This is a genomic window from Marinomonas transparens (assembly GCF_016463975.1).
GTDB lineage: Bacteria > Pseudomonadota > Gammaproteobacteria > Pseudomonadales > Marinomonadaceae > Marinomonas > Marinomonas transparens.
The window spans coordinates 94,858-113,713 of sequence record NZ_JAEMNX010000008.1; the positions used below are offsets into that span (position 1 = coordinate 94,858).

Here is an 18,856-nt window from a genome sequence, read left to right on the forward strand (position 1 = left end):
TTTTCATAGGGGCAGAGACCTATGAAAATTGAATGACATTGATCTTATCGAATCTGGTTAATTGTTGCCACAATAAATTAAAACGGTGTTTCATTTATTTTATGGGTGGGTTTGAATGCTTTTTATCGTTAATACCATTCAACAAAGGAACACATCGAAGATCTAAGTATCCTTCTTTTATTGAAATAATGGCCTCACTATTTCAGAGGCTGTTGTCTTGATCATGCTTCTCTCTAATGGTGTCTAGTGCATTGATCATGTTGCCATAAGATATGTCATTTTTTGGTAATGATTCTTGTGCGTAAGTTTCAATAGCGGGGCATAAGCGTTAATGAGTCCCTGCATTCAAGTTCGAAGTGCAACACTTTTCATTTCAAGCCGCTAAGTACATCTCTTTCAATACGGTAGTTGGTTGCTTTCACTTTAACCAAAAGCCCCCAAGTGATGATTTTTCTTTTGAACCGTCTGTTTGTTATCGGCGAGAGGGGCCGTCATGTTAGACGCGAGAAAGCATGGATACGTTATCTAGCCTCGGAGGCTCCAACTTCTTGACTCTAAAATGTAAAGCCATATAGCTCTTCTCCATACGTCAAATTTATCGAATGCATAAAGTCTTTACAAAAGTTAACATAGGCCTGCTATAAAAAATTCTTATCAGTGAAAACGGTATTTTTGATAAGGATTAGGATCAGATTTAGTTGGTTAATTTGTATTTTATCTAGAATGATAGGAGTACTTTTATGATAAAAGTCAGTTTGAGGTATCTATATTTCATTAGATCGTTGTGTTTCATCCTGTGTATGGCATTATCGTCTGTTGCCATTTCCCAGCCCAATCACCCGCCGTTAGATCCAGAGGGAAATGGACAATGGGGGCCATTAAAAAGCTGGCCTTTAATCCCACTGCACATGCTTACCCTGCCTGACGGAAAAGTGCTTTCCTTCGGTACCAATGAATATGGTATGCAGGGGGGCTCTTTCATCTTTGATGTTTATGACCCTGTTGAAGATGTGCACTTTACGTTACCCAATCCATTGCCTACGGACATATTTTGTTCTCATATGGCGCTTGACCCTATCACAGGCAAGGTGCTTATTTTTGGTGGCGATGCGCGAAAATCAGGACCAGGACAAGCTCTTGATGGCGTAAATTCCCTGACGATATTTGATCCAAAGACATTTTCTTTAACGGCCGCTACCGACACCATGGAATATGCTCGCTGGTATCCTAGCGTTGTGACATTAGCAAATGGCGAAATTTTGTTGCTTGGTGGCCGAGACTTAGCACAGAACGGCAGTTACATCCCAGAAGTTTGGAATGCTTCAACGGGCTTTCGAACGCTAACCAATGCCGCGATCCCAGAATTTGAAGGGGATTTGAATGACAATGTATCGCTAGATGAAGCATGGTGGTACCCGCATGCTTTTCAGCGTTCTAATGGTGAGGTTGTGGTGATGGATGCCCATGGAAACGACGTTTACATCATGACGACAAGTGGAACAGGAACCATTACTACGGCGGGTACCTTGCCTTTTGATAGCCATAAGATGGATCCATCGATTATGTATGACGTGGATAAAGTCTTAATGGTGGACATCGATGGCGGCCTTTGGTCAGTCGATTTGTCGACTAGCACGCCGAGCTATACAGAAGTCGCACAAATGTCAGACGGCCGCACTGCAGCCAGTATGAATATTCTCGCCGATGGTTCCGTGTTGATTACCGGCGGTACAGATTATGACCAAGTCCTTGTCGGCCAAGGTAGTGATCCGGTCGATTTAATAAACGCTCAGTATGATGCCTTGCGCTATATCCCTCAAACAGATCAACTTCTTACTCTGGAAGCAGAAGAGGTTGCGCGCCTTTATCATTCGGCGGCAGTTCTGCTTGAAGACGGACGTATTCTCTCTGGTGGTGGTGGTGCCCCTGGCCCGCTACAAAACTTAAATGTTCAATTCTTTACACCTGATGTGTTCTATGATGATCAAGGTGAGCTTGCCACATTACCAACCATTGAATCGATTGATAAAGTGGTGGATAACGGCTCAAAAGTCACCATTAAAGTAAATGACTCATCGATAGTTAACCGTGTTGGTGCGGTTCGTTCAGGTTCTGTGACCCATTCCACCAACGCTGATACTCGCTATCTTAGCCTTAATTTCTCAGTGGTCGATTCAACAACGATAGAAGCCGATGTGCCGAATGCCAATACCATGATTCCTGGTCATTGGATGCTGGCGATTGTAGACAATAACGGAGTGCCCTCAATATTCTCTTCAATTGGCGTGGGAGTCGCGACTGACTTTTTTGACGGTTTTGGTCCTTTATCTGCTGCCGCCACACCACTACGAAAAGATCAGCCTAATATCAATGGTGCGTTTAGGGTGGATGCTCTGGTGCGCTTTGATGATCTTGATGGTGGCAATTGGCAACGTATTTTTGATTTCGGTAACGGCCCAGCAACAAATAACATTCTTCTGGGGCAAGTAGGGGCATCAAATACAATACGTTTTGAAATTTATAATGGTGCCGTCTCATCGCTTTTGGATGTGCCAAATGCCATTGTTGAAGGTGAAACGGCTCTGTTTTCGGCCAGTGTGAACGCAGCAGGCTTTATGTCACTTTATAAAAATGGCGCCCTGATCGGATCGATACAGGGGATTGTTCCGCCCGACGTTGACAGAAACCTTGAGCTTGTTGGTTATTCTAATTGGCCGGATGACAGTCCGCTGATCGGTGAAGTTTCGAGTCTTGTGTTTACCGGCAATGTGGATTACCCAGAGTCGGACTACACCCCCGTGCCTACCGGCTTAGATTTTTTTGCTAAAGCCACAGTGCATTTTGACAACCTTAACGGAGGCGGTTGGCAGCGGGTTTTTGACTATGGTGATGGTCCTGCAACCAATAATATCTTGCTTACTCAGGCCTTTTCAGGAAATACATTGCGGTTCTCTTTCTGGAAAGACGATGTGGAACATATACTTGATGTACCGGGTGCCCTTGTGCAGGGCGAATCGGCAAGCTTTATTGCACAAATCACCCAGGATGGCCTGTTGCAGCTATTTAAAAATGGCGACCTTATCGGCAACGTACAAGCACCGACATTGCCGGATGATGCGGATCGGACGAACAAGCTTATCGCGTCGTCAAATTGGGATGCTGATACGCCATTGATTGGTGCTGTTACGGCTATTTTAATTGACGAAAATGGCACTAATCCGATACCGACAGGCTTAGTGTTTTTTGCTGAAGCAACGGTTCGTTTTGACGATATCAGTGCGGGAACATGGCAGCGGGTGTTTGATTACGGAAATGGTCCTGCTTCCAATAATATCATGCTGACACAAGTCGGCGATGGGACAACAATGCGCTTTTCCTTCTGGAAAGGTGGTGTTGAACATATACTCGACATTGCGCAAGCCATTGAGGAAGGTAAGCAAGTCACCTATCGTGCTCAAATTACAACCAACGGCCTCATGTCATTGTATAAAAATGGTGAGTTGATTGGTGAGTTAGAGGCGGCGACAACCCCTGAACGAGAAAACAGACCCAATAAATTGATCGGCTCATCCACTGGAAATACCGGAACCAACCCGTTAATTGGTGAGGTGATTTCCATCATAGTGGATGAAAATGGCAGTCTTCCTTTATTAAGTGACTTTGTCTTTTTTGCTGAAGCAACGGTCCGTTTTGATGATTTGGCAGGGGGCGTTTGGCAGACAGTGTTTGACTATGGTAATGGCCCAGCAGACGATAATATTTTTCTGGCGCAAATAGAAGACAGTGACGACATGCGCTTTACCTTCTGGAGAGACGGGGTGGAATATGCACTCAATATTCCAGATGCCATTATCGAAGGCGAAACCGTCACCTACAGAGCACAAATTACCTCAAACGGACTCATGCAGCTTTATAAAAATGGCGATCTTTTAGGGGAGTATCAAGCCACAACGGTTCCAGCGAATGTTGAGCGAGCCAACAAGCTGGTTGGAGCATCCAATTGGACTGCCAATCCTCCACTAGATGGCGAAATCTTATATATTACGGTTCTTGATAATCTGTAAAGTGGGAAACACAGAGCGTACATCCTAAGAGCTCTTAACTACCCCGTTCTTTCAAAGCCAATCACTCCAAGTGATTGGCTTTTTTCTTATAGAAATATTGAAAATCGTTAACCTAAAGTGAAGTGCAATGGCATTTAGACAAGATAGATATGCGTTCCGAGGAGGATTGTTTTGTGGTAACGAGGGACATATTAATGGGGCACGAACTTTGAGACGTCTGTGCTTTCAAGCTTCTTAACATGTGTGCTCTGTTTATTTTATGGCTCCGATAGGTGTGCGTGGCAGACGCTTTTTGTCAGTGCTTGTAGCTTTGCCACCTCGCTTTGCAAATAGTCCAGTTCTTCCACCGTGATTTCGTAATGTTCTGAATAGCGTGCGTCTATGTAGGCCCGTTGTAGGCGGCGGAAACTGCGTCGATGGAACTTGGAGTTCATCGGGAAAATGTCGGCAAAGGCGAGGTCCTGTTCCGCGCAGAGGTGGTGTAACTTTTCGATGTCGTGGCTTTTCGGTAGGTAGTTGGTACAGACCAACAGGGCGCAGGAAAAAAGCCGTTCAGTCACTTGGTGGAGATCGAACGCGGCTTCATTACCCATGGATTCTTGTCGTGAGAAGTGAAATTTCTTGAAGCTATCTGCCGCTCGACTAAACCATTGATCAAAATGACTTTGCGCAATACTTCTACGTTCCTGATTGTTCAAATTCCCCGGCATGGGCAGCTCTTTGGCACTGTTGCTATACAGCTCTATGCCTTGCTCACGAATGTCTTTAAAGAAGTAATGGCCTTGCTTAAGCTGCTCGCTCACATCGGCGAATGAATGGACGATCAGACCGAGCGGGACGCTTTCAATACGACGCTGTATTTTGTCTTTGGCTCTATACCAAAACTCGTCTTCTTCCACAAAAGCCGCTTGGTTCACAATAACCAAAATGTCGTAATCACTCACATAGCCATTTTGCGGATCGTTTACCCACGTTCCTTTGGCGTGGCTACCAAACAAAATGATTTTGAAAATGCGATAACGGCTTTTTTTCTCCTCTTTATTCAGCAAAAAATCCTCCAAGGTATCGCGAAAAACTTTCACAATGGTTTGGAGTTCTTGCTGTTTTTGTTCGGGGAGGTGATCAAGCGTCGTTTTCATCCGACTATCCTACTACAGACCCGTAAGGCGGGAAAGTTAACCAACGGGGTTTTTCATCGCCATATGGGCAAGGCAGTTGGGCTTTTCAGTCAGCCGTTAAGTCCGACCCTATGAGTGTGTTTTTTGGTCGTTGGGATTGACCTAGAATAGCGACAATAAGAATGAACCCCGCTTCTTTTGTGTAATAAACGACATGTTTACCAAGGGGGAAGTAGAAAACTTTTGGGGATATCTCACCACAGCTTCGCCCCAATCCAGAGTTATCCGCCAAATGTTGAAAGCCTAACAGCAAGGTGGTTTTATGTTTGCATATGTGGTGAATAGCCTATCTAAAGAGAGTTTAGAAACGTTTCACCATCGACAGTCGCACCACTATCTAAATCTTTCTTCGCGTACTCAAAGCAGTGTTTTAGGTAATCACGCTTCATGGCTTCAATTTCTTCAAAGTCTTTCATCGACATCACGACAACCGTGTCTTTACTGTTTTTGCTAATGATGACAGGTTCGCGTTGAGCGCTTAAAAGTAACTCACCAAAATTTCTCTTGGCATCGTTTGCCGTTAACCTATACATAATTGAGTTCCATTTTTTAGAATGACGAAAAAAGTATAATTTATAGCATGTTTAATTAAAGCGATTAAATCGTGCGATTTGCTTTTTTTTTCAAAGAGAGTGAGGAAGTTGGAGTAATGTTTTACTAACAGACGAACTTGAACCGAGAGACACACCGCCAACAACTAATCCAATACAATTCATTGATGTGTTAAAGAAAACTCACAAATATAGTGTGGTTTTATGAAAGGGACTTGTAGTAATGTTTTAAGCAAGAAAGGGAAGCAGTGATAGATGGATTTTTCTTACAGAGTAATTCCGAAACACCCCCCTTGTACAAGTACAGATGGCACTAGTATTTGAAAAAACTGTGGCCTAAAAATTGTTTATTTATTATAAAAATTCGGAGTATTTGTATGCCCTATGAATTGGATAAAAGGCTAGTTATCGGTGTTGCTTCAAGTGCAATGTTTGATTTGACAGAGTCGGATAATGTTTTTCGTACAAAAGGTGAAGAAGAGTATCGGAAGTATCAATCGGAGAATGTTAATAACCCGTTAAATAAGGGAATGTCATTTTCGTTTATAAAACGCTTACTTTCTCTTAATAACTTGAGTAAAAAACCTGACTCAGATCCATTAGTTGAAGTTGTACTATTATCACGTAATGATCCAGATACGGGGCTTCGTGTTATGAAATCAATTGAATATCATGGTTTGCCTATTTCTCGTGCGATTTTTATGCAAGGTAAATCACCTTATGAATATATTCCAGCGTTAAGTATTTCGTTATTTTTATCAGGTAATTCAAATGATGTAAGAGAAGCTATTGGATTGGGTTATCCAGCGGGTCATGTAATAAAATCAGCAATGATTGATGAGGATGATGTAGATTTAAGAATTGCATTCGACTTTGACGGCGTTTTAGCAGACGATGAATCTGAAACTGTCATGCATAATACTAATGACGTTAAACAGTTTCATGAGCATGAAACAAAAAATGTTTTGCAGCCGCATAACCCTGGACCATTGAAAGAATTCTTGGTGAAAATCTCAGCTATTCAAAAAATTGAAGAAAAGAAAAAGCAATCTGAATCTGAATATCGAAACCGGCTAAGGGTTTCAATTGTTACTGCTCGAAACGCTCCTTCACATGAAAGAGCATTGAATACTCTGAAAATGTGGGGGGTAACTACAAATGATGCATTTTTCTTAGGCGGAGTTGATAAAGGCTTAATACTAGAGGTGCTTAAGCCACATATTTTCTTTGATGATCAATCGCAGCATTTGAACTCGACCAGTATCGTTGCACCTTCGGTTCATATTCCATTTGGTGTGAAAAATACTTAAGGATTGTGGGGGGATTTTATTAATTTCAAGAGAATCTCTACACACTAAGATTTATTTTTTAAATTTTAGTGTGAAAAATTAATTAAATAATGAATTTCTTTTAAACGAGTCTTCTTTGTCTTTAATTATAATTAGGTAGTGATGGTAAATTCAATTTTAGATATGAAAAAAGGAGAGTTACATGTTCATCTTAATGGATTAGTAAGCTCGGAAGTTGTAATTAAATTACTCGAAAAAAGTGCAGTTGATATACCACAAAGTTTTGATTTGAAAAAAGATCTGAATATTTTAGAGCCTGCTAAGAACTTAACTTCGTATCTTAAACCTTGGGATGTTTTAAGGCTCATACCTAAAAGCAGATCTGATTTAACTTTGATTGTATTTGATTCATTTGAAAACCTAAGAAAAAGCAATGTGAAATTTGTCGAAATTAGGAATAGCGTTTTATATATAGCCTTACTCAATAACGTTAACATCGAAGTGGCAATGTCTTGGTTATTAGATGATATTTCAAGAGCATCTGAATATTACAAAATTAAGGCTGGATTAATATTAACGGTTACTAGAGGTAAATCTTCTTTAGAAATCCTCCGGTTGCTTTTAAATGCTTATGTAAAAATAGGAAAGCCTGAATTAATTGTTGGATTAGACTTAGCAGGAGATGAAGCTCTTGATTATCCTAATGCACTGCCATACGAGTTTATTCGCGCTAAAACTGAATTTGGACTAAAAATCACTATACATGCCGGTGAAACAGGGTGTTTTGAAAATATAGAAACAGCTGTAAATGATTTTAAAGCTGATCGAATTGGACATGGAACAGCCGCTATAAAATCTCAATCTACTTTGGAGTTACTTAGAGAAAAAGATATATGCGTCGAAGTTTGTCTTATAAGTAATAGATTGACTAATGCAGTAGGTGAGGGTGAATTACATCCTGTAATTGAATTTATAAATCATAAGGTTCCCTTTGTAATATGCTCAGATAATCCTTCAATACATGCATCGAGCCTTACAGATGACTATTTAGAGTTTTATCGTGAGACAAGTTCGTCACAGCATTTGCACGATATGTATAGGAATCAAAAAAAATATAGTTTTATTAAGGGACTGTATGGAAATTAACTTCGTTACAAAGAACCCATATAAATTCCTAGAAGTGGAAGCTATTTTGGGAGGTGTTGGTGTTTCAATAGTCCATGCGCCACTGACAATTCATGAAATACAGACAGAAGATATTAATCTTATTGTCAGGGATAAGGCTTTAAAAGCGTTCAGCAAAGTTGGGCGCCCTGTATTTATTGAGCATACAGGGTTATATATTGATAGCTTACAAGGATTTCCCGGTGGTCTAACTCAGGTTTTTTGGGATAAATTAAAGGCAGAAAAGTTCTCTGAATTGTTTGGTGGGTTAGAAAATACATTGTTAACTGCAAAAACAGTCATCGCATTCTGTGATGCCAAAAAAGTTTATACTTTTGAAGGGGCTATAGAAGGAAACATTGCTCCTGAGCCAAGAGGCAGCAGGGACTTTCAATGGGACTGTGTCTTTATACCAAAAGGTTTTCAAGATACATTCGCTGAAATGGGCGAAAAAAAGAATGAAATATCTATGCGGAAATTAGCTTTTGACAATTTTAGAAATTTTTTAGTTTCGGAGTTTTTGTAATGGATGACCTTGTAGCATCTTATAGAGAAAGAAATGTCATCCTTTTTGTGGGCGCAGGCATATCTAAAAACCTTGGTCTTCCTACATGGTCAGAACTAATAGATCATGTTGCTGATGAACTAGGGTATGATCCTGAAATATATAAGTCTTTTGGTGATAGTTTGGCCTTGGCTGAATACTATAGGCTGAAAACAGGTAGTATTGGTCCTCTCCGAAGCTGGATGGATACAAATTGGCATTCTGCCAATGTAGATTTGCAAGGTTCTAAGCTTCATGAGCTTATTGCAAATTCGAAATTTCCAATGGTTTATACTACGAATTATGATCGATGGTTAGAAAAATCGTATGAACTATATGAAAAGCAATACACAAAAATTGCGGGCGTATCTGATATTGCCAAGATTAAAGACGGAGTAACTCAAGTTATAAAATTTCATGGTGACTTTGATAACGATGACACTATTGTATTGGACGAGTCAAGTTACTATGAGCGGTTAGAGTTTGAAACTCCTTTGGATATAAAACTTAGATCAGATGTTCTTGGAAAATCCGTATTATTTATTGGATACAGTCTAACGGATGTGAATCTTAGGTTTCTTTTTTACAAGCTAGCCAAATTATGGAAGTCTAATAACGGAGGTGGGGTTCAGCCTAAGTCTTATGTTTTTACACATAGGCCAAATCCGATTCAAGAAACAATATTAGAACAATGGGGTATAAAAATGCTTACCTCAAAGGAAAATGATCCGCAAAAAGCATTATTAGAGTTTCTAGCTAAGTTCCAGTAATCCAGCAACTCCTCAAAGCCAATCCCAGTGATTGGCTTTTTCATATAGGCAACCATTAACCCTAGTAAAGCCAAATGACGTTCCGACGAGGTAGGCGCGAGTTTCGAGGAGGAATGTCATTTTGCGGATACGAGCCCAACTTTCTCTAGAGCTTTAATCATTGACAGTGTCTTTAAACAGGTGCTATTAATCGACCTATTAATAAAAGGAGCAGTAGCATGGCAATTAAGTTTTCTGAAGATGTTATCCCTCTTTCCGATTTAAAAGTGAATCCGGGGAAGGTAGTAGGGCGTACGAGTGAAACACATCGTCCTATTCTCGTAACAAGTCGAGGCAGAGGTGTTGCGGTTGTTCAAGGGGTTGATGATTATGAAAAAACAGCCGAAGAATTATTGTTCGTAAAAGCTGTGGCTAAAGGGCTTGCAGATATTCGAGAGGGAAATACCCTAACTTTGGATGAAGCCAAAAAGGCGCTGGGTATTTGAATGAAGTTAGTGATTGCAAAGTCCGCATTAGATGACCTTCAAGATATTAAGTTGTATTACCAAGAGCAAGGCGTTCCTAATGTAGGCCAGAAAATGGTGACTTCTATCTTTGACAAAATACAAACTCTGACAGAACACCCTGATTCGGGTCGAAAAGTGCCTGAATTTGATCAGGAAAATATTCGTGAAATTATCCATCCTCCCTTTAGAATCGTCTACTTGCGAAATACTGTAAGAATTAGTTTAGTCAGAGTCTGGCGTAGTGAAAGGCTACTGTTACTTCCAGAAGAGTGACAGTAAATAATTCGGCTCAAGGGTCAAAGTTGTCGATTTAATATATGCAAACCATCAACTGTTAATTCTAAGTAAAGCAAAATGACATTCCAACGAGGTAGGCGCGAGTTTCGAGGCGGAATGTCATTTTGCGCATACGAGCGACCCCATCCTAACTTTTCCCTTGAAAGCCATAAGGGGAAGGGATTTTGCAGATTGTTTGCCTCACTTGCCGCGCTTGTAACCTTGATAAAGTAAAGCGGTAGCCATCCAGAAATGCCATAATAGCCTTCATCATGAAGGGCTTAGGTTGCACGATGGATTCACGAGAGTTAACGGTAGAGCTGGACGGTAAGGCGTTTGACGCAAAGACGGGTGATAACTTGCTTGAGTCTTTGTTGTCTCAAGGCGCGTATGTTCGCCACGGTTGCCGTGCGGGTGCCTGTGGGGCTTGTCGCCTTTATGACCAGCAAAACTGTGAATCCCTTTTATCCTGCCAAATGTCTGTGTTTTCTTCGATGGTGTTATCAAGCTATTCGCCGTCTGCGTCTTTTCCCTTTTCCATTGTTTCCCTACAAACCCTCAGTGACGCTGCCATGGAACTGACCTTGCTCGGGCCCAGTGATGAGTCCTTTGGGGATAGGGTGTCGGTGGCTTTCTCGCCTGAAGCCGTATTCTTTGAACACATGGCATTAAATCAAGCCGGTGCGCCGTTAAAAATCATTGTCCAGCAAGCGTCATTGCCTGCCACCGTCTGGCAAGCAGTATTGTCCTTGTCTGTGGGGGACAAGTTACCGGTTCAGCTTTCATCTGGTGTCCGCAAAGGTCGCTTGTTGTATGAAATGGGCGTGGCAGATTCGCCCGTTATGGTGATCGCATCGCCAGAAAATGCCTTATTTGAAGGTTACTGGCGCGAGGCTTTGCAGCAGGCTGCTGCGAAGGTGCTGGGCTTTTTTGCTTTCTCTCCATCGGTCGATGTACCTACGGCGTTAACAGAAGACGCTTTTGTCGAGTTTATCAAACAAGCTTCTGCCGACTCTGGAAACGCGAACGTACAGATTATTTACCACGGGCAGAATGTGTCTGAAATAGAGTGGGCGCAGGCGTTACGGCCGTTACGTATTCGTACCACACAACTGCATTTTGTTCGTTAGCTTTATGTGGCTGATGAAAAGACCTAATTATATTTTTAATGGATTGTATTAATGAAAATTCTCCACACTTCTGACTGGCATCTTGGTCAACATTTTATGGGAAAGTCCCGCCGAGATGAGCACAGGGCGTTTATCGATTGGTTGCTGGCGCTGGTCGACAGGGAGTCGATCGAGGCGGTGATTATTGCGGGGGATGTTTTCGACACGGGTTCGCCACCAAGCTATGCCCGTGAAATGTATCATCAGCTGGTGTTAGACATGAAAGCACGCCACTGCCAATTAGTGATTGTGGCGGGCAATCACGATTCTGTGAGTATGCTCAATGAATCGAAAAGCCTGCTTTCCTATCTAGATACTCAGGTTGCCAGCCAAGGCAATCTTGATGACCTTGAATCTCATGTTATCCCGCTTAAAGACCAGCAAGGTGAGATAGGCGCTTGGGTGTGCGCTGTGCCGTATTTGCGCCCGAAAGATGTGATGAAAAGTGTGTCTGGCCAGTCTGAACAAGATAAGAAGCTCAGTTTGTTAGAGCAAATTGGCGACTTTTATCAGCAGGTGTTTGATCTGGCCTGTGAGAAGAACGCAAGCCTTAAGCAAGCTGTGCCGATTATCGGTACTGGGCATCTTACCGCCATGGGTGGGCAGGTGAGCGAGTCGGTGCGGGATTTGTATGTGGGTACCTTAGAAGCCTTGCCGACCTCGGTGTTTCCTAAATTCGATTACCTTGCCCTTGGGCATATCCATCGCGCACAGGCGATTAGTAAAGATGGGCGTTTTCGTTACAGCGGTTCGCCGATTCCTTTGAGCTTTGATGAATTAGGCCGCGAGAAATCCCTAGTGATGATTGATACATCGGCCTTTGGTGAACAAGCACCGCTGATGGATTTGTTTGAAGAAAGACAAGAGCCAATACAGACGCAGACGATTCCTAACTTTCAGCCGATGCAGAGTCTAAAAGGTAACCTGAAAAGTGTCTTGAAACAGCTATCAGCACTCGCATTACCGGAAGAGGGCGAAGGCCAAAGCCTTTGGCTAGAGGTGACGGTCATAGCCGATGAGTATTTAAGTGATGTGCATAAGCGATTGATGGAAGCCATCGTCGATAAGCCCATTGAATTATTGCGTGTGATGCGTAAGAGCGCGGTTGAGAAAAACAAAGATGTGTTTGAATCTCGTCAAACCTTGTCTGAGCTTACGGTAAAAGATGTGTTCGAGAAAAACTTGCAGTTGAATCTAGAAGTAGATGACGAAGAAGCCGCGACACTGACGGCTTTGTTTAATACCTGTTTGGTGGAAATGGAAGAGAGCGAGCAAGCGGAATTGGATGCTGCCGAGAAGCTAAACGCGAACAAGAAAAACACCAAGGAGAAGCAAGCATGAAGATTTGTAAGCTTCGCCTAAAAAACATCAATTCCCTAAAAGGGGAATGGGAAATCGATTTTACTAAAGCACCGTTTGACGATGCTGGCGTGTTCGCTATTGTCGGGCCGACGGGGGCGGGTAAGTCTACCTTGCTGGATGCCATTTGTTTGGCCTTGTATCACGAAACGCCTCGTTTAAAGGTGTCGCCGAGTCAGAATGAGTTAATGACTCGCCATACGGCGGAATGCCTTGCAGAAGTGGAGTTCGAGATTAAAGGCAAGGGTTACCGAGCCTTTTGGGGGCAGCGCCGCGCGCGGGGAAGCAGCGAGGGCAAGTTACAGCCGATGACCTGTGAGCTGTGCGAACGGGACGGCACCATTGTTACCACCAAGATAAACGAGAAAATAGACAAAATAGCCGAAATTACTGGGTTGGATTTTTCCCGTTTTACCAAGTCTATGTTGTTGGCTCAAGGGGGCTTTTCGGCCTTTTTGAATGCCAGTGCCAACGATAGAGCGGAATTACTAGAAGAGCTCACCGGTACGGAAATTTATGGTCAGGTGTCTAAATGGGTGTTTGAAAAACACAAAGCCGAGCGTCAGAAAATTGCCCAGTTAGAAGCGGTCAATGCTCAGCGTCAGTTGCTAAGTGATGAGGAACTGCAAGCCCTCGTTGAGCAAGAGAAGGCTTATAAAGCCGAAGACAAGACCCTGACGACACAGTTAAAAGGCCATAAGCAAAATCTAGAGTGGCAACAAACGGAAGCAAGGTTCGCCGAACAACGGACTAGCCGTGTTGAACAGCACGATGAAGCGGTGGCGGCTTTGGCTAGCTTTAAAGCAAAACAAAGCGCACTAGATGGTGCTGAAGTGGCCAATAAGTTACTGCCCCAGCAGCAAGGTTTGCAAGACTTGCAGCGTCGGCTGGTGGCGCTTGAAACCGAACAAGCGGAGGTTGCTAAAAAACGCGATGAACAAAGCACAGCGTTTCAAACACTGGAAGAAAACGCTGCAACAGGCAAACAGGCGTTTGATGAGCAAACCGCCCAATGGGACGCGCTAAACGAAGAGATAACGAATGTTATTCAGCCTTTGCTTTCCCGTAAAGACAGTACCATTGAACAGTTGGCGGAAGTGACGAATCGCCGTGCGGGTATTGAGCAAAAGCATAACGAGAGCTTAACAGCATTAGAGCAGAAAAAAGCCCAAGTAAGCGAGATCAAACAAGCGGCGGAGCAAAGCCAAAAAAGTTTATCTGAGTGGCAAAGCCCAGAAAAAATAGCAACGCAATTATCCAACTGGCAATACCAGCAAGCGTCTGTGGAAACGCAAGAGCAAAGGTTGGTTGAGTTAAGGGCGGAAGTGGCTAGCGCGAAAGCCTCTTTAGATTCCGCATTGGCGTTGTTTGCTACCCATAGCAAAGGTCATGAGCAGCAAAAAGCCAATGCTACGGCGATTGAACAGCAGCTAAAAACGCAGGTAGATGAATTTCTTTCTTTATCGTCTGGCCGCGAAATGAACGAGTGGCAAGAGCATTTTCGCCATGAAGAAACGCAACAGCAAAAAGCGGCCGATTTGCAGGCACGTTATGAATCCTATCAATCCAAATGTTTGCAAGGTCAAGAGATCGATGGGGCGATTGCTGAGCTGAACACTAAGATGGCGCAACAAGAAGCGCAACTGGTTCAGCAAAGGCAAACCTATAAAGAGAAAAATGCCCATTGTGTGGATTTGTCTCGGTTGGTGGATGCTGAGCGTCATATTGTGTCGTTGAATGAGTTGCGGGCTAGCTTGGAAGATCATCAGGCTTGTCCCTTATGCGGCTCCCATGAGCATGATTTTAGTCAGGCATTGCATCAAGAGGTGAATGTTGAAAACCAGCAGAGGTTGGAGCAGTTAACGGCTGAACTTGATGCCTTGGTTCACGCGGGGCAAGGTGTAAAGGCCAACCAACAGGTATTGGTCCGCGAATTGGAAATGCGTCAGGATCAACGGCTGGCTTTGTTAAAAGAACTTGCCACGGCGGAAACGGAATTGTTGGCGCTGGTGAATGGTTTGAGGGTAAGTGGTCCGGTCGATGTGTTAGACGGAGAACAGGTTTCGCACTGCGTTTCTTTGATTCAACAAGGGTGGCATGGCACGAATGAACTGAACGCTGTTTTGCTAGAAAAGCATCAGCAGCGGTTGGGGTTAGAAGAGCAGTTCACTGTGAGTCAGACTCAACTTCAAGACATGGCCTTGCAGCTTCAAGAGCTGGAATCTGAAGGTCGTCTGCTTCGTCAGGCTTTTGAGACGAAACAGGCGGATTATCAGCAGACGGTCACCGAGAAAGAGCGTATTCAGGGAGAGTTAATGGCGTCGATAGGCGCTGCGCAAGTACCAGAGCGGTATTTGGCAGCGCCTTTGGCAGAGTCTCTACTGGCATTGCAAACCTCGTTACAGCAGTGGCAAGAAGCAAAGCAGAATCATGATACCCAAGCTCAGCAAGTGGAACAGCTGGGTTATGAAGTGACGGCCTTAGAAGGGCGAGTCAAAGAGAGTGCCGTTCAGTTGGATGAGGTGGTTGCTCAGGGGAATGAGCTGAGTAAGGTGCTGAGCCAGTTGGATGTGCAGTTAATGAAAAAACTAAACGGCAAAACCCTGTCGGAATGCCGTGCAGAAGCCCAAGCGGCCTTGGTGTTAAAGCGTGAAGAATATGACGCTGTGTTGAAGGCGCGAGAGCAAGCCCAAACGGAACGGGCGGCCTTGTCGGCGAATGTAAAAGCGCTGGATAAGTCTCTTGTGGCTTTAGGCAAGGAGGTCGATGCGGCACAAACTCTTTGGCTTGAGGCTTTAAAAGAAAAGGGCTTTAAGGGTGAGCAAGATTGGCAATTAGCCTGTTTGTCCGATGTGGATTTACGTGCCTTGTTGCAAATCTCTGTGGATTTAAAAGACGCATTGACTCGCCAAACGGCGTTGTTAAAACAAGCAGAAGAGGCTTGTGCGGCTCATCTTGCATTGAAACCTAAGAATGACAATGTAGAAAGTGTGGCGTTTGATGAGCTGGTGGCATTGGTCGAGACGCTTGAAGAGCAACAAAAGCAGTTGTATCAAGGCTTGGGTGAGACGACTCAGAAAATACAAGAAGAGAAAAGTCGACGGGAGCAAGCCGCAGCCTCGATGGCGGAGCTACAGGCCTTGCGCGATGGTTTAGTGCATCTTGATCGCTTGAATTATTTAATTGGTTCGGCGGATGGTGCAAAGTTTCGCCGCTTTGCTCAAAGCCTGACATTGGATCATTTGGTGTATTTGGCGAATCAGCATTTGCTTGTTTTGCATCGTCGCTATCAGTTAGCGAGAAACGCTGAGGCGTTGTCGTTGGCGGTGGTGGATACCTGGCAGGCTGATGTTTCCCGCGATACCAAAACCCTATCCGGCGGGGAATCTTTCTTGGTGAGTTTGGCCTTGGCCTTGGCGCTGTCGGATTTGGTGTCCCATAAAACCAGTATTGATTCTTTGTTCTTAGATGAAGGCTTTGGCACGTTGGACAGTGAAACGCTGGAGTCGGCGTTGGATGCATTGGACAACTTGCATTCATCCGGTAAAACCATTGGTATTATCAGTCATATAAGTGCGCTGAAAGAGCGAATTCCGGTGCAAATAAAATTAACTAAGCAGAGTGGATTAGGTGTGAGTCGTTTGTCGCCAGAGTTTGCAGTGCTCTCGACGCAAGAATAACCTTGGCTGATCTGTGTTTGTGTTATGAGGCGCGTTTAATGTGTGCTAATGGTGCAAAAGTTTTCCCCAGAAATATGAGAATAAGTGTGTAAGTAAGTTGTAAAACTTTATTTAAATCAAACGTTTAATCTTTTGTTTATTATTGCGCATTTTACGTTATTCTTAGCACTATAAGAGAGCAGTAAGGGCCTTTCAGGAAAGTGTAAGGCATTTTATGAATGCTTTCTTTCGACCTTTGGCTTGTTAACATAGTGCTGCTTTTGATAATGAATGATGGTTGAGTATAGTTTGAACGATTTTTGGGCTATTTACCGTTTTAGAAAAGGACAGTTTTCATGCTTGATTCAGGCTTCCGGCTTAAAGGAAGTGTTGTTACGACGTTTTTATTAGAGATTCAAACCTTCTCATTTGAGGAGATTGTTTCTCAGCTGCAAGAAAAGATTGCACAAGTGCCACAGTTTTTTAGTCAGGCGCCTATTATTATTGATGTGTCTAAAATGGAGTCTTTGCTTTCGTTGAAAGAGCTTGAGGCTTTGGTGCTGTCTGTTAATCGTCTTGGCTTGAGTGTGATTGGTTGGCGTTGTCATGCGGAAAAAATACCTGAGTGGCATGCCGATGTGATGGTGCCGTTATTGCCAGCGAGTAAAACGCGTCAAATTGCAATTTCAGAAGCCGCTGCCTTAGAGTCAAGAGTCGCAAAAGCAGATCCTGATGTGGTGATTAAGACGGTTGTGGAAGAGCGCTTGGTGTCGCCACAGACGAAAGTGATCACTAAACCGATTCGTTCCGGCCAGCAGGTCTATGCGGAAGGTGATTTGGTGGTCCTGACTCAAGTAAGTGCCGGCGCCGAAGTGTTGGCGGATGGTAATATCCATGTTTACGGTGCTTTACGAGGCCGCGCTCTGGCTGGAGTAAAAGGGGATATCAATGCCCGTATATTTTGTCAAAGCATGGAGGCGGAATTGGTCTCCATTGCAGGTAATTTTATGTTGAGCGATGCGTTGCAAGATATTGTTTGGAAAGAAGGCGCTCAAGTGCTATTAGTTGACGACAACTTAACCGTTGAACCGCTTTAAGTTAATGATTGAACACTACTGGTTTAGGTTCATTATTTTAGATTCACTATTTAGATAGACAATTTTAATAAACTCGCAATCGAGTTATTGGGGGATATGGCATTGGCAAAGATCATTGTGGTCACTTCAGGCAAGGGTGGGGTTGGCAAAACAACATCCAGTGCGGCGATAGGGACTGGTATTGCATTAAAGGGTCATAAGACGGTTATCATCGATTTTGATGTGGGGTTACGTAATCTTGATTTGATCATGGGTTGTGAACGTCGCGTGGTTTATGACTTTGTTAATGTGATCAATAAAGAAGCGTCGCTTTCTCAAGCCTTGATTAAAGATAAGAGAACAAAAAACTTATTCATTCTACCGGCTTCTCAAACCCGTGATAAAGAGGCATTAACAGAAGAAGGTGTGCAGGCCGTTTTAGAAGAGCTTGCTAAAGATTTTGATTACATTATTTGTGATTCACCTGCAGGAATAGAGAGGGGCGCTCAAATGGCTCTGTATTTTGCAGATGTTGCCATTGTGGTGACGAACCCTGAGGTTTCCTCTGTTCGAGACTCTGATCGAATATTGGGCATTTTACAGAGTAAATCAAAGCGTGCAGAGCAAGGTAAAGAACCCATTGAAGAACATTTGTTATTAACTCGCTATCACCCTAAGCGTGTCGAGTTAGGTGAAATGCTGAGTGTGTCTGATGTAGAAGACATTCTTGCTATTCCTCTATTGGGCGTGATTCCTGAATCGGAAGCGGTCCTTAAAGCGTCAAACCAAGGCACCCCGGTTATTTTGGATACTGAATCTGAAGCGGGTATGGCGTATATGGATGCGGTTGACCGTATGATGGGTGAGGAGCGTCCTTTGCGTTTCTTGGAAGTTGAACAAAAAGGCTTTTTCAAGCGACTGCTAGGAGGTTAGTGTGGGAATTTTCGATTATTTTAAAAGCAAAAGCGCATCGACCAGTTCTGCTTCTGTTGCTAAAGACCGTTTGCAAATTATTGTTGCCCATGAACGTAGCAAGCGTCAGCAGCCAGATTATTTACCGCAAATGCAGCAAGAAATTATTGATGTGATTCGCAAGTATGTGAAGGTGGGTAATGAGGATGTGCAGATTCAACTTGATAATAGCGATGATTGTTCAGTGCTAGAGTTGAACGTCACTTTACCCGATCAAAATTAATGTTCTAAAAGCAATAGTTAAAAGTAGAAGGCGTTAAATTAGGTGGTTGATATATG

At 43.4% G+C, this 18,856-nt stretch carries 16 protein-coding genes; 13 read left to right on the forward strand and 3 right to left on the reverse strand.

Annotated features, from left to right (window positions below; all coding sequences use genetic code 11):
• Positions 1 to 740 precede the first annotated feature (740 nt).
• Positions 741 to 4,064, forward strand: a complete 3,324-nt coding sequence (locus I8J31_RS08770) for a galactose oxidase-like domain-containing protein (protein WP_199467932.1) — start codon at positions 741 to 743, stop codon at positions 4,062 to 4,064.
• A gap of 257 nt (positions 4,065 to 4,321) precedes the next feature.
• On the opposite strand, the gene I8J31_RS08775 is transcribed toward I8J31_RS08770, so the two are convergent.
• The 3 genes from I8J31_RS08775 to I8J31_RS08785 all read right to left on the reverse strand — a co-directional run bounded on the left by I8J31_RS08775 (position 4,322) and on the right by I8J31_RS08785 (position 5,775).
• On the reverse strand, positions 4,322 to 5,203 hold the full coding sequence (locus tag I8J31_RS08775) for a HEPN domain-containing protein (protein ID WP_199467933.1): 882 nt from the start codon (positions 5,201 to 5,203) through the stop codon (positions 4,322 to 4,324).
• 85 nt (positions 5,204 to 5,288) lie between these two features.
• Entirely contained in the window at positions 5,289 to 5,495 is a 207-nt protein-coding gene (locus I8J31_RS08780; protein ID WP_369122887.1) for a type II toxin-antitoxin system RelE/ParE family toxin, read from the reverse strand.
• Positions 5,496 to 5,532: 37 nt separating this feature from the next.
• Positions 5,533 to 5,775 carry a type II toxin-antitoxin system Phd/YefM family antitoxin gene (locus I8J31_RS08785; protein WP_199467935.1) on the reverse strand — a complete coding sequence of 81 codons (243 nt, stop codon included), beginning with the start codon at positions 5,773 to 5,775 and terminating at the stop codon, positions 5,533 to 5,535.
• 395 nt (positions 5,776 to 6,170) lie between these two features.
• Between I8J31_RS08785 and I8J31_RS08790 the strand changes: the two genes are divergently transcribed.
• The 12 genes from I8J31_RS08790 to minE all read left to right on the forward strand — a co-directional run bounded on the left by I8J31_RS08790 (position 6,171) and on the right by minE (position 18,800).
• On the forward strand, positions 6,171 to 7,103 hold the full coding sequence (locus I8J31_RS08790; protein ID WP_199467937.1) for a 5'-nucleotidase: 933 nt from the start codon (positions 6,171 to 6,173) through the stop codon (positions 7,101 to 7,103).
• A 141-nt stretch (positions 7,104 to 7,244) separates the two neighbouring features.
• Positions 7,245 to 8,228, forward strand: a complete 984-nt coding sequence (locus tag I8J31_RS08795) for an amidohydrolase family protein (protein WP_199467939.1) — start codon at positions 7,245 to 7,247, stop codon at positions 8,226 to 8,228.
• Positions 8,218 to 8,772, forward strand: a complete 555-nt coding sequence (locus tag I8J31_RS08800; RefSeq protein WP_199467941.1) for a non-canonical purine NTP pyrophosphatase — start codon at positions 8,218 to 8,220, stop codon at positions 8,770 to 8,772. Before I8J31_RS08795 ends, I8J31_RS08800 begins: the two co-directional genes overlap by 11 nt.
• Entirely contained in the window at positions 8,772 to 9,560 is a 789-nt protein-coding gene (locus tag I8J31_RS08805; RefSeq protein WP_199467944.1) for an SIR2 family NAD-dependent protein deacylase, read from the forward strand. The genes I8J31_RS08800 and I8J31_RS08805 overlap by 1 nt, the downstream gene beginning before the upstream one ends.
• 218 nt (positions 9,561 to 9,778) lie before the next feature.
• On the forward strand, positions 9,779 to 10,045 hold the full coding sequence (locus I8J31_RS08810; protein WP_199467945.1) for a type II toxin-antitoxin system Phd/YefM family antitoxin: 267 nt from the start codon (positions 9,779 to 9,781) through the stop codon (positions 10,043 to 10,045).
• Complete coding sequence (locus I8J31_RS08815; protein WP_199467946.1) at positions 10,046 to 10,339, forward strand: type II toxin-antitoxin system RelE/ParE family toxin; 294 nt, start codon at positions 10,046 to 10,048, stop codon at positions 10,337 to 10,339.
• 296 nt (positions 10,340 to 10,635) lie between these two features.
• A complete protein-coding gene (locus I8J31_RS08820) occupies positions 10,636 to 11,472 on the forward strand; it encodes a 2Fe-2S iron-sulfur cluster binding domain-containing protein (RefSeq protein ID WP_199467947.1) in 837 nt (278 codons plus the stop codon).
• A 51-nt stretch (positions 11,473 to 11,523) separates the two neighbouring features.
• Positions 11,524 to 12,852 carry an exonuclease subunit SbcD gene (gene sbcD / locus I8J31_RS08825; protein ID WP_199467948.1) on the forward strand — a complete coding sequence of 443 codons (1,329 nt, stop codon included), beginning with the start codon at positions 11,524 to 11,526 and terminating at the stop codon, positions 12,850 to 12,852.
• Positions 12,849 to 16,550 carry an AAA family ATPase gene (locus I8J31_RS08830; protein ID WP_199467949.1) on the forward strand — a complete coding sequence of 1,234 codons (3,702 nt, stop codon included), beginning with the start codon at positions 12,849 to 12,851 and terminating at the stop codon, positions 16,548 to 16,550. The genes sbcD and I8J31_RS08830 overlap by 4 nt, the downstream gene beginning before the upstream one ends.
• Before the next feature lie 335 nt (positions 16,551 to 16,885).
• On the forward strand, positions 16,886 to 17,626 hold the full coding sequence (gene minC / locus I8J31_RS08835; protein WP_199467950.1) for a septum site-determining protein MinC: 741 nt from the start codon (positions 16,886 to 16,888) through the stop codon (positions 17,624 to 17,626).
• A gap of 102 nt (positions 17,627 to 17,728) precedes the next feature.
• The gene (gene minD, locus I8J31_RS08840) at positions 17,729 to 18,538 is read left to right on the forward strand and encodes a septum site-determining protein MinD (protein ID WP_199467951.1); all 810 of its coding nucleotides are present in this window, start codon (positions 17,729 to 17,731) and stop codon (positions 18,536 to 18,538) included.
• Between the two features lies 1 nt (position 18,539).
• Complete coding sequence (minE, locus tag I8J31_RS08845) at positions 18,540 to 18,800, forward strand: cell division topological specificity factor MinE (RefSeq protein WP_199467953.1); 261 nt, start codon at positions 18,540 to 18,542, stop codon at positions 18,798 to 18,800.
• Positions 18,801 to 18,856 lie beyond the last annotated feature (56 nt).

Bases quoted from the DNA above. Each gene is read 5' to 3' on its own strand.
- I8J31_RS08770 (WP_199467932.1), top strand. From the start codon at position 741: ATGATAAAAGTCAGTTTGAGGTATCTATATTTCATTAGATCGTTGTGT.
- I8J31_RS08775 (WP_199467933.1), bottom strand. From the start codon at position 5,203: ATGAAAACGACGCTTGATCACCTCCCCGAACAAAAACAGCAAGAACTC.
- I8J31_RS08785 (WP_199467935.1), bottom strand. From the start codon at position 5,775: ATGTATAGGTTAACGGCAAACGATGCCAAGAGAAATTTTGGTGAGTTA.
- I8J31_RS08790 (WP_199467937.1), top strand. From the start codon at position 6,171: ATGCCCTATGAATTGGATAAAAGGCTAGTTATCGGTGTTGCTTCAAGT.
- I8J31_RS08795 (WP_199467939.1), top strand. From the start codon at position 7,245: ATGGTAAATTCAATTTTAGATATGAAAAAAGGAGAGTTACATGTTCAT.
- I8J31_RS08800 (WP_199467941.1), top strand. From the start codon at position 8,218: ATGGAAATTAACTTCGTTACAAAGAACCCATATAAATTCCTAGAAGTG.
- I8J31_RS08805 (WP_199467944.1), top strand. From the start codon at position 8,772: ATGGATGACCTTGTAGCATCTTATAGAGAAAGAAATGTCATCCTTTTT.
- I8J31_RS08810 (WP_199467945.1), top strand. From the start codon at position 9,779: ATGGCAATTAAGTTTTCTGAAGATGTTATCCCTCTTTCCGATTTAAAA.
- I8J31_RS08815 (WP_199467946.1), top strand. From the start codon at position 10,046: ATGAAGTTAGTGATTGCAAAGTCCGCATTAGATGACCTTCAAGATATT.
- I8J31_RS08820 (WP_199467947.1), top strand. From the start codon at position 10,636: ATGGATTCACGAGAGTTAACGGTAGAGCTGGACGGTAAGGCGTTTGAC.
- sbcD (WP_199467948.1), top strand. From the start codon at position 11,524: ATGAAAATTCTCCACACTTCTGACTGGCATCTTGGTCAACATTTTATG.
- I8J31_RS08830 (WP_199467949.1), top strand. From the start codon at position 12,849: ATGAAGATTTGTAAGCTTCGCCTAAAAAACATCAATTCCCTAAAAGGG.
- minC (WP_199467950.1), top strand. From the start codon at position 16,886: ATGCTTGATTCAGGCTTCCGGCTTAAAGGAAGTGTTGTTACGACGTTT.